This window comes from Allofournierella massiliensis, assembly GCF_004345265.1.
Lineage (GTDB): Bacteria > Bacillota > Clostridia > Oscillospirales > Ruminococcaceae > Allofournierella > Allofournierella massiliensis.
On record NZ_SLUM01000014.1, the window covers coordinates 93,970 to 103,766 of the forward strand.

At 56.6% G+C, this 9,797-nt stretch carries 11 protein-coding genes, 1 tRNA gene, 3 rRNA genes and 1 riboswitch; of the genes, 5 read left to right on the plus strand and 10 right to left on the minus strand.

The annotated features are described in order from the left end of the window. Window positions 1-4 precede the first annotated feature (4 nt). From atpE to EDD77_RS09600, 4 genes are all read right to left on the minus strand, one after another. Window positions 5-271, minus strand: coding sequence for an ATP synthase F0 subunit C (gene atpE / locus EDD77_RS09585; protein WP_058963458.1), 267 nt, complete (start codon window positions 269-271; stop codon window positions 5-7). Window positions 272-396: 125 nt separating this feature from the next. After that, the gene (locus tag EDD77_RS09590) at window positions 397-1,161 is read right to left on the minus strand and encodes a F0F1 ATP synthase subunit A (protein WP_058963457.1); all 765 of its coding nucleotides are present in this window, start codon (window positions 1,159-1,161) and stop codon (window positions 397-399) included. Continuing rightward, window positions 1,158-1,592 carry an ATP synthase subunit I gene (locus tag EDD77_RS09595; protein ID WP_058963456.1) on the minus strand — a complete coding sequence of 145 codons (435 nt, stop codon included), beginning with the start codon at window positions 1,590-1,592 and terminating at the stop codon, window positions 1,158-1,160. The genes EDD77_RS09590 and EDD77_RS09595 overlap by 4 nt, the downstream gene beginning before the upstream one ends. Before the next feature lie 21 nt (window positions 1,593-1,613). Beyond that, the gene (locus tag EDD77_RS09600) at window positions 1,614-1,871 is read right to left on the minus strand and encodes an AtpZ/AtpI family protein (RefSeq protein ID WP_058963455.1); all 258 of its coding nucleotides are present in this window, start codon (window positions 1,869-1,871) and stop codon (window positions 1,614-1,616) included. A gap of 331 nt (window positions 1,872-2,202) precedes the next feature. On the opposite strand from EDD77_RS09600, the gene EDD77_RS09605 reads away from it, so the two are divergent. From EDD77_RS09605 to EDD77_RS09625, 5 genes are all read left to right on the plus strand, one after another. Beyond that, window positions 2,203-3,150, plus strand: coding sequence for a glycosyltransferase family 2 protein (locus tag EDD77_RS09605; protein WP_058963454.1), 948 nt, complete (start codon window positions 2,203-2,205; stop codon window positions 3,148-3,150). A gap of 52 nt (window positions 3,151-3,202) precedes the next feature. Then, a riboswitch (cobalamin riboswitch) is annotated at window positions 3,203-3,396 on the plus strand. 227 nt (window positions 3,397-3,623) lie between these two features. Continuing rightward, window positions 3,624-4,616, plus strand: coding sequence for an ABC transporter substrate-binding protein (locus EDD77_RS09610; protein ID WP_058963453.1), 993 nt, complete (start codon window positions 3,624-3,626; stop codon window positions 4,614-4,616). Beyond that, window positions 4,613-5,647, plus strand: coding sequence for a FecCD family ABC transporter permease (locus tag EDD77_RS09615; protein WP_058963452.1), 1,035 nt, complete (start codon window positions 4,613-4,615; stop codon window positions 5,645-5,647). The genes EDD77_RS09610 and EDD77_RS09615 overlap by 4 nt, the downstream gene beginning before the upstream one ends. Beyond that, window positions 5,647-6,402, plus strand: a complete 756-nt coding sequence (locus tag EDD77_RS09620; protein ID WP_058963451.1) for an ABC transporter ATP-binding protein — start codon at window positions 5,647-5,649, stop codon at window positions 6,400-6,402. The genes EDD77_RS09615 and EDD77_RS09620 overlap by 1 nt, the downstream gene beginning before the upstream one ends. Before the next feature lie 6 nt (window positions 6,403-6,408). Beyond that, window positions 6,409-6,927 (plus strand): ATP:cob(I)alamin adenosyltransferase, encoded by a 519-nt coding sequence (locus tag EDD77_RS09625; RefSeq protein ID WP_058963450.1) that lies wholly within the window; start codon window positions 6,409-6,411, stop codon window positions 6,925-6,927. Between the two features lie 74 nt (window positions 6,928-7,001). On the opposite strand, the gene EDD77_RS09630 is transcribed toward EDD77_RS09625, so the two are convergent. From EDD77_RS09630 to EDD77_RS09655, 6 genes are all read right to left on the minus strand, one after another. Continuing rightward, complete coding sequence (locus EDD77_RS09630; protein ID WP_058963449.1) at window positions 7,002-7,685, minus strand: hypothetical protein; 684 nt, start codon at window positions 7,683-7,685, stop codon at window positions 7,002-7,004. Between the two features lie 16 nt (window positions 7,686-7,701). Continuing rightward, window positions 7,702-8,442: a DUF5058 family protein gene (locus EDD77_RS09635; RefSeq protein WP_058963448.1), complete on the minus strand. Its 741-nt coding sequence runs from the start codon at window positions 8,440-8,442 to the stop codon at window positions 7,702-7,704. 630 nt (window positions 8,443-9,072) lie between these two features. Then, a tRNA-Glu gene (locus EDD77_RS09640) sits at window positions 9,073-9,147 on the minus strand. A gap of 69 nt (window positions 9,148-9,216) precedes the next feature. Continuing rightward, window positions 9,217-9,333 (minus strand): 5S ribosomal RNA (gene rrf / locus EDD77_RS09645). Between the two features lie 33 nt (window positions 9,334-9,366). Continuing rightward, window positions 9,367-9,483 (minus strand): 5S ribosomal RNA (gene rrf, locus EDD77_RS09650). 105 nt (window positions 9,484-9,588) lie between these two features. After that, window positions 9,589-9,797, minus strand: a 23S ribosomal RNA gene (locus EDD77_RS09655); the annotation flags it as partial.

Below are 9,797 nucleotides of genomic sequence, written 5' to 3' on the forward strand. Positions count from 1 at the left end.
CAAATCAGCCCAGCATACCAGTGAACATGCCGGGCGCCACGAAGATCAGCAGCAGGCCGGTCACGAAGCCGTAAATACCGGTGGTCTCGGCAATGGCACAGCCCAGCAGCATGGTGCTGGTCACATCGCCCTTGCACTCGGGCTGGCGGCCGATGGCGGAGCAGGCCTGGCCAACCGCGTAACCTTCGCCGATACCGGGGCCGATACCTGCGATCAGGGCAAGACCTGCGCCGATAGCACAACCGGCCAATACAATAGCTTTGTCCAACATAATAGTGTCCTCCTAAAAAATGTTCAAAATATAAACTACCTGGGATTATTTTTTACTCCGACCGCTGCTTGCGTGCGGCGGAGCGCTTCGATCGCAGCCTGAGGCCGCAATGGAATTCAATGGAATCATTCGTCGGTCTGGGCTGCATTCGCGATGTACAGCATGGTCAGCATACAGAAGATGAATGCCTGCATCAGGCTGCTGAACAGGTCAAAATAAACCGACAGGATAGCCGGGATGCCCAGCTGGAACAGCGGAATCAGGCTGAGGATCTCGCCCAGCGCGCCGGGCAGCAGCCCGAACACCGCCTGGCTCAGCACCGCCAGCGCCGCGTAGACCAGCGTGCTGATGACGCCGCCGGACATGATGTTGCCGAAGTGACGGAAGGCCATCGAGATGGGGGTGGCCAGCTCGCTGATGATGTTGAAGGGGGTGAACACCGGGATGGGTGTGGTGAAGCCCTTCAGATAGCCGCCCACACCATTGGTGCGGATCTTGGTGTAGGTGATCATCACAAACACCAGAAGCGCCCAGGACAGCTCGGTGGACAGATCACTGGTTGCGGGGTACAGCCCCACCAGGCTGGACAGGCTGCACAGCGCGGAATAGCTGAACAGTGCCCCGATAAAGGGGGCAAAATAGGCGTATTTTTCGCCCATGTTGCCGTTCACGAAATTCTGGCAGGTGGTCACCAGCAGTTCGGCCACCGCCTGCTTTTTGCTGATGTTTTCCACCGTGAGCCCACGGCCAAGCCACCAGCACAGAACCCCGATCAGCACCAGGATGATCCAGGCGTCCACCAGGCTTGCCGTGATCTGCAGCTTGCCCAGCAGCGGAACTGACCAGCTGGATTCCCAGTAGATCTGCGGGCCGTTGATCGAAACGTTCATTCCTCTGCGTTCCCTCCTTCAGTTGCGGGCGTGGTTCCGCCCGATTCCTTGTGATACATTCCGGTCGCCTGCATCACCGCAATGGTGAGGCGTGGCATCAGCAGCGGCACAAGCGCCGCGATCCAGTTAAAAAACGGCACAGCCAGCGCCACGATCAGCCACACAACCATCAGCAGCATGCGCATGTTGTAGGAAAACTGCATCCATTTGCGGGCGCGATCCTCCGGCTCACCGTTGGCGATCTTCTGCACGGTCAGCCCCAGCAGGAAAAAGTTTGCCACAGCCAGCGCGCCGCCCAGAATGCCGCTTACCGCTACCCCGGCATCAAAACGCCCCAGCACGGCAAACACCACCAGCATAATCGCCACGCCCACCGCGGTGCCCAGGGCAATGTGCCCGGTTTCTTTTTTTACAGCAGGTGCTATCTTCATGGAATATCCTCTCTTTTTCGTTCAGGAATGCCGATTGAACGCCGGCGGCGCTTTTTTATGGGCAGCCTTGCGCTGCATCAGGCGATAAAAACCCCATGCACTGGCAACCGAACCGCCAAACCCCAGAACCAGTGCCGGCAGCATGATCCAGGCAGGCATGTCCATACGGGTCCAGAGCCACCAGGCCGCACCGGCACATAAAAAAGGAGGCGCTGCCAGTGAAATTCCCAATTGAGTCAGCCAGGCAAGATCCTGCATAACCTTCATCCAGCTTTTCACCGCGCCGCTCCTTTCGCCGGGCCTTTATTGCAAATCCGGCACACAATCGTATAACATAGTATACCAAAAAGCTTGCACAAGAACAATCATTTTTTGGTTTTCTTTCGATATATCTGCCCTCATATCATGAAGTATACCATACTCTTTCATCGGAACAATCAGTCAAAACTGCTCCTGGTGTCAAAAATGCAAGAAATTTAAAATTTTTCATTCATTATGAATATTATTTCACACGCATTTTGCAGGGTTTGTTCTTTTGTTCGCGGTGTGCTATAATAGAAAACACCCGTGCCTCAGCAAACGGGTTTTTTCCGAGAAAGGCGGTAGTCGCATGCTTGTCTCCATCATCGTTCCCTGCTATAACGAGCAGGAATCTCTGCCGCTGTTTTACAGGGAGATCACCCGGGTAGCCGGGGAAATGAAAGAAAGCCACAACGCGGATTTTGAGTTCATTTTTGTGGACGACGGCTCCAAAGACAATACCCTGGTCATTGCCCGTGAGCTTCACAAGCAGGATAAGCGGGTGCGCTACATCAGCTTTTCCCGCAACTTCGGCAAGGAGGCGGGCATTCTGGCCGGCCTGCAGGCCGCAAAGGGCGATTATGTAGCCATGATGGACGCGGATCTTCAGGATCCGCCGGCCCTGCTGCCCCAGATGCTGGACGCCCTTCTGCTTGAGGATTACGACTGCGCCGCCACCCGGCGCACCAACCGCAAGGGCGAGCCGCCCATCCGCAGCTTTTTCGCCCGGATGTTCTACAAACTCATCAACAAGATGAGCGACGCGGACATTGTGGACGGCGCACGGGACTACCGGCTGATGCGCCGCAGGATGGTGGACGCCATTCTCTCCATGCCCGAATATAACCGGTTCTCCAAGGGCATCTTCGGCTGGGTGGGCTTCAAGACCAAATGGCTGGAGTATGTGAACGTGGAACGGGTGGCCGGCGAAACCAAGTGGAATTTCTGGAAGCTGTTTCTTTATTCGCTGGAAGGCATCATCGGCTTTTCCACCGCCCCGCTGGCCATTGCCAGCCTGATGGGCATGTTCTTCTGCCTGCTGGCCTTTATCATGATCATTGTGATCATCGTGCGCACCCTTCTGTTCGGCGATCCCACCAGCGGATGGCCCAGCATGGTGTGTATCATCTTTCTGTGCAGCGGCGTGCAGCTGTTCTGCATGGGTGTTCTGGGCCAGTATCTGGCAAAAACCTATCTGGAAACCAAGCACCGCCCGGTGTACATCACCCGGGAAACCGAAGAGGATCTGGATGACTGACTTTTTGTTTGCCAGCCGCCGGGCCTGATCTGTTTGCTTTTCTAACTTTCTTATATAAAACCGAACGGCAGGTGTTCAGCCTGTCTGAATGAAAAGGGAAACGGGTAATCAATCCCGTGCGGGACCGCCGCCGTGTGGGCCAGCGCCCCGGCCATCTGCCACTGTTCCAATGGGAATGGGAAGGCCGGCCGGGCGCGCGCTTTAACGCCCACGAGCCGGAAGACCTGCCTGCCGTTCGCATCCGCACCAGTAAACTTCTTTCTGGCGCGGAACCCCGCTTCGTGGACGGACCAAACACGCGGCAGGGCGGCAGTCTGGCCTGGGGGCAGTGCGCCTCACGGGGTCTTTTCTGTCGTGCCTGTTTTGCCGCAGCTGCGCCGCTCCGCCTTGCCGGGGCGGCGCTTCTTTGTTCTTTGCGGCAATCCGGCCGCATGGAAATACATCCCCCATAAACCATTTCAGGAGGAACATTTATGAAACGTATTCTTTCCGCACTTGTCGCCGCGGCTCTGGCTTTCAGCATGGCTGCCTGCTCCGCACCGGCTGCCAGCACATCCGCGTCGGTTTCTTCCACCGCCGCATCTTCCGCTTCGACAGGCGCTTCCAGCGAAACCGCTGCGGTGGCCAAGCCCACCGAGGATCGCAGCGGCGCTGCCATTACCCTGCCGGACAATGTGGAGACTGTGATCTCCATGGCTCCCTCCATCACCCAGACCCTGATGGACCTGGGCTGCACCGATCAGATCATTGCTCTGGACGCTAACAGTGCCAAGATGGAAAATGCCCCTCAGGGCCTGCCCGTTTTTGACATGATGACCCCGGATGCCGAGCAGATGGCCACCCTGGTTCCGGATGTGATCTTTGTGTCATCCATCAGCTCCTCCGGCGGCGAGGATCCCTTCCAGCCTTTGCAGGAGCTGGGCGCCACCGTGGTCTGCATCCCCACCAGCTCCTCCATTGAGGACATTTACGAGGACGTGACCTTCCTGGGCCAGGTCATGGGAAAAACCGAGCGCGCTGACGAAATCAACCAGAACCTGAAGGCCGAGATCGACCGGATTGCCGCACTGGGCGCCTCCATCCCCGAGGATCAGCGCAAGACCGTTTACTTTGAGATTTCCGCTGCTCCCTCTGCCTACAGCACCGGCTCCGGCACCTACATGGACGAGATGATCAGCCTGATCGGCGCCAATAACATGATGGCCGACAAGGCCGAGGGCTGGACCAGTGTGGACAGTGAAGTAGTCGTGAGCGGCAACCCGGACGTGATTCTCACCAATGTGGACTACATCGAAGATCCCGTGGGCGAGATCAAGAGCCGTGAAGGCTGGGAAGCCGTGACCGCCGTAAAGAACGGCGACGTATACCAGATTGACAAGCAGTCCTCCTCTCTGCCCAACGAGAACATCGTGAGCGCTCTGGAAGAGATGAGCAAGGCCGTTTATCCGGAGGTATTCGGCGAATGAGCCGTTTTTCCCGCCCGGGGCGGTTCGGCCTGTTGTGCCTGGCCGCGCTGGCTGCGGTGATTCTGGGCATCGGTGTGGGCAGCGTGCCCATCTCCCCTGTTGAAATTCTGCAGGTTCTCGCCAACAAACTGTGGGGCGCCGCACTGCCGGACCAGATGAATCCGGTGATCCCGGGGCTTGTGCGGAGCATCCGCCTGCCCCGGGTGCTGCTGGCTTTCTGTGTGGGCGCTTCGCTGGCGGTAAGCGGCGCGGTGATGCAGTCTCTTCTGCAAAACCCGCTGGCTTCCTCCTACGGTCTCGGCGTTTCCTCCGGTGCAGGACTGGGCGCGGCGGTCCTCATCGTCACCGGCGTGGCCGACAGCGCTGCCGGCACCTTCCTGCTGCCGGCGGTCTGCCTGTGCTGCGGTCTGGCCACCATGGGCGGCGCGCTGGCCATCTCCACCCGACTGGATCGGAATCTTTCCAACAACACCATCATTCTCATCGGCATGGTGCTGTCGCTCTTTCTCAACGCCATCATGACCACCCTCTCCACCGCCAACCCGGACTACACCCAGCGCATCACCCTGTGGCAGCTGGGCAGTCTTTCCATGAAAACCTGGAAACAGCTGGGCCCGGTGGCGCTGGCGGCAGTGGTGTGCATTCTGGCCTTCTGGCGGCTGGCTTCCGAGCTGGATCTGCTCAGCTTCGGGGAAGAACAGGCCTCCGCCATGGGGCTGGAGCGCAAACGGGTCAAGTGGATTCTGGTTCTGCTGGTGGCACTGCTCACCGGCACCGCTGTTGCCTTTGTGGGTGTAATCGGTTTTGTGGATCTGGTTGCTCCCCACATTGTGCGGCGGATCTTCGGGCCCTCTCACCGGATGATGATCCCGGCCTGTGCCATATTCGGCGGAGGCTTTTTGTCCCTGTGCGATCTGGCCGCCCGGACTCTGGCTTCTCCCTCCGAGATTCCCATCGGATCCATTACGGCCCTGATCGGCGCACCCTTTTTTCTGTATATCTTTTTCTCCAGCCGAAAGGAGGCCCGCTGATGCTGCACGCCGAACACATCACCTGTGGCTATGGGGGCAAGCCTGTGGTACGGGATCTTTCCTTTTCGGCCCATCGCGGCCAGATTCTCTGCATTCTTGGCGCAAATGGCTGCGGCAAGACCACTCTGCTGCGTGCGGTGGCCGGTCTGCTGCCCAGTACCGGAAGCATCCGTGCAGCAGGGCTGGATCTGCGCACTGCGCCCCGCCGCCAGGTGGCGCAGACGGTTGCTTTTCTCAGTCAGATGTCCAATCTGTATTTTTCTTATACAGTATATCAGACTGTAGAAATGGGACGGTATGCGCACCGCTCTTCCGGCTTTTTGGGCGGCGCTTCTGCCGGTGACGGCGAGATGGTGCGCGCCTGCCTGGAGCAGACCGGCCTCTGGGAGCTGCGGAATCAGCCCATCACCGCCCTGTCCGGCGGTCAGCTGCAGCGGGTTTTTCTGGCCCGGGTGTTTGCTCAGGATCCGAAAATCATTCTGCTGGACGAACCTACCAATCATCTGGATCTGAAATATCAGATTGAACTGATGGAACAGCTACGCCGCTGGGTTTCCCAGGGCGAGCGCTGTGTGGTGGGTGTACTCCATGATGTGAATCTGGCCCTGAACTATGCCGACCAGTTGCTGCTCATGCAGGATGGTCAGGCCCTCTGCCAGACTGCCGCTGACAATCTGAATCCCGCTCTGCTGGATCAGATTTACGACCTGGATGTGCGTGGCTATATGCGCCGTGCGCTCCAGCGATGGGAGTGAACTGCAATGGAACTGTATCACAGCCCCTGGGAGGCCTACCCTTTTCTGAGCGATGAACCGGAGGATCTGCGCTGTGACTTTGAGCTGCTGACTGACGGAATCGCCAGCCAGACCGGCCTGCTGCGGGCACAGGTAACGGATGAAGCCCTGAAGGCCGAACTGTTACAGGTATGCGAACTGGTGTACCATGCCAATCCTACGCTGCGTACCCGCTTCACCGTCAGCCCCGACGAAATTTACTGGCTATCCGCCGCCTGTGAGAGACTGCGCGGGCAAAGCGAAGGGCGCTGCTCCCGCTTTGTGCTGCCCCAGGGTTGCCCGGCCGCCTGTACCGCTCATATCCTGCGGGTACAGTGCAAGGAACTGGTGCGTCTGCTCTACCGCCACGCTCATCAGGGACATCCGGTGGAGCCTTTGCTGCTGGATTTTGCAAATCTGTTGTCCGGCTATTTCTTCCTGCTGGCTCTGGTGCTGAACGCACAGGCCGGGCAGGAGGAGGTGGAGTTTGTCAGCCGGAACTACTAAACCATCTCCCCATTCTGTTTCATACAGGAAAAGCCGAAGAGCATGTGTCAAGCATGCTCTTCGGCTTTTTCCATTCAGTTTAATTTTCCATGTTTAAACAGCCAGTATGCAATGCCAATGGCCATTGCGCCGGACAGCAAAATCAGGAAGGAAACACTTCCAATCAGCCCCGGAGCCGCCACAAAGAGAATGCACATGAATACCAGCGGAATAATGGCAATGTTCATATTGCGATAGAAATACTTGAAGGCCAGTGCACCAAACAACGCCGGAATTACATTGTTGAAGGCCGGCTGCAGAGCCGGCGCCTCCAGCACCGGCGTAAGTGGTACCAGGCACAGCACACCGATGGCCAGCACCAGCGTGGTTATCAGACTGCTTGCAGCCACCGACAAAGTGGAGATCACATCGTTTTCCGGCGTGCCCACCTCGGTGCCGCAGATTTCGCGGGCATTCACCGCACAGGGAACCTTCAGGTTCAGCACGTTGCCGGTAATGAAGGTCAGGTAGCTGGCGCCGGAACCCAGCAGCGGAGAATAGACGAGAAATTCCACCACACCACTGGTCCAGTAGATGATGGCAACCTGGAAAAAGCCCATGCCGAAGGCAGCCCAGTCCGGGCCTGCTCCCAGAACCCATCCCATGGCCAGAGGAGCCGCCAGCATCAGCAGGATCCCCACACTCAGTCCGACCCGACCAATCACATGGATACCATTCTCATAGCGCTCATAAAAGGCGCTGCGTTCGGTTTCATTCATTGCCCCATTCCCTCCTTCACACAATGCCGCCCAACAGCACAGCTGCGGCCATTCCAACCAGCATACTGCCCGCCATGGAGAAGTTGTCCAGCCAGGTCACCTTTCTCACCCGTGCAAAATACTCAAACACTGCCATGGCAGCGGCGCTCACCAGCGCCACAATCAGCGGCATGAAGTTATTCAGGCGCACGCCCTCGCCCAGATAGGAACCAATATAAGCGCTTACCAGGCCCACAAACATGGCGGTGAACATATAATCGCCAAAGCTCTTCTGGCCCTTTTCCTTTTTGGCAGTAGCCTTTTTGACCCGCTTCATATACCGTTTCAGGCAGAAGATGCACAGCAGGCAGCCGGAGAGGATACCTGCGGTCATCACAAGACCGATGGTCACAAATACCGGAGCTGTCAACTCCTGGCTCCCCAGACCACCGCTCATGCCTGCGGCGCGGGCAGCGATGTCTGCAACGTTACCCTCATAGTGCAGTGCACCCACCACCGAGAGCCGCATCCAGGGCAGCGGAATGCCAAGGCTGCCACTCAGCGCAATAACACCCAGAAGAATCGAAATACTGGGCAGCAGCGTAAAGGTAACGCTGGAAGTAATGGCCCGGCGCATCCTGACCCGATCCATTCCCAAAGCCACCCCCGCACGGTAGCTTTTTACCATAAACACTACACTGAGCCCCAGAATAAACAGGACAACCACACCCACAATCGCAAACATGGGCAGGCTGTTCAGTTGTTCCAACAACGACATATTGCTTCCTCCTATCACACAGTTGTGTACTGCTTTATCATAACATATTTTTAAATTCCGCGCATCTGCCACTTCTGCTTTAAAGCCGATCTTTCCCTGCAACTCTTTTCCACAGAAAAGTTCTTCCCTTGTGGAAAATCCGGCCGGTGAGATCGAAAATGCATTCCCTTTCTTTTCAACAAGAAGCCTCCATACTCGTAGAGAACAACCCTTCATCTTCAAAAGAAAAGCCCGGTCAGAGACCGGGTTTTATTCGTTCTGCTCTGCTTGGCCGGATAAACAAAAAAAGCCCAGCAAAATAGCTGAGCTCTTTGAATAAAATGCAGTTCATCCTGCCGGGGCGTTCGTTTTCCCCCGGCAGTGGGGCCCCCGCAAAAGTTTGCCTTGCAAAGTTTTGTGGGGAAAAGGAGGAATGACGAAATGGTATGAGAAAAGCCCAGCCGAATGGCTGGGCTTTTTGAATGGAATGTAGTCCATTCTGCCGGGGCGTTCGTTTTCCCCCGGCAGCGGGGCCCCCGCAAAAGTTTGCCTTGCAAAGTTTTGTGGGGAAAAGGAGGAATGACGAAATGGTATGAAAAAAGCCCAGCCAAATGGCTGGGCTTTTTGAATGGAATGTAGTCCATTCCGACGTGGTGACCCGTGGGAGAATCGAACTCCCGTTTGCGGCGTGAGAGGCCGCCGTCTTGACCGCTTGACCAACGGGCCATCTATATAAAAAAGCCGAACTCCAAGAGCGGGAATGCCCATCGGCATTCGGCTTTATTCGCATTTGCGAGCCGGCGTCTACCTATCTTCCCAGGCCGTCTCCAGCCAAGTATTTTCGGCACAACGGAGCTTAACTTCTGTGTTCGGAATGGGAACAGGTGGGACCTCCGCGTCATCGACACCGGCCGATGCGAATGAAAAGAATAAAGAGAAGAGAAAAGCCGGCGCCTACCTATTTTCCCAGGTCGTCTCCAACCAAGTATCTTCGGCACAACAGAGCTTAACTTCTGTGTTCGGAATGGGAACAGGTGGGACCTCTGCGTCATCGGCACCGGCCATATATGCTCAGCATATCAGCCTTACATATTCTCTTTACCCGAGGGATGCACCCTCAAAACTGAATAATAAACTGCTTGCAAATTAGAAGTACCATAAAGACTTGTGGTCAAGCCCTCGACCTATTAGTACACGCTAGCTCAACGCGTCACCGCGCTTACACTTTGTGCCTATCAACCTTGTAGTCTTCAAGGGGTCTTACCTGATTGACTCAGTGGGATATCTTATCTTTGGGCCGGCTTCACGCTTAGATGCTTTCAGCGTTTATCCGATCCGCACATAGCTGCCCAGCTGTGCCACTGGCGTGACAACTG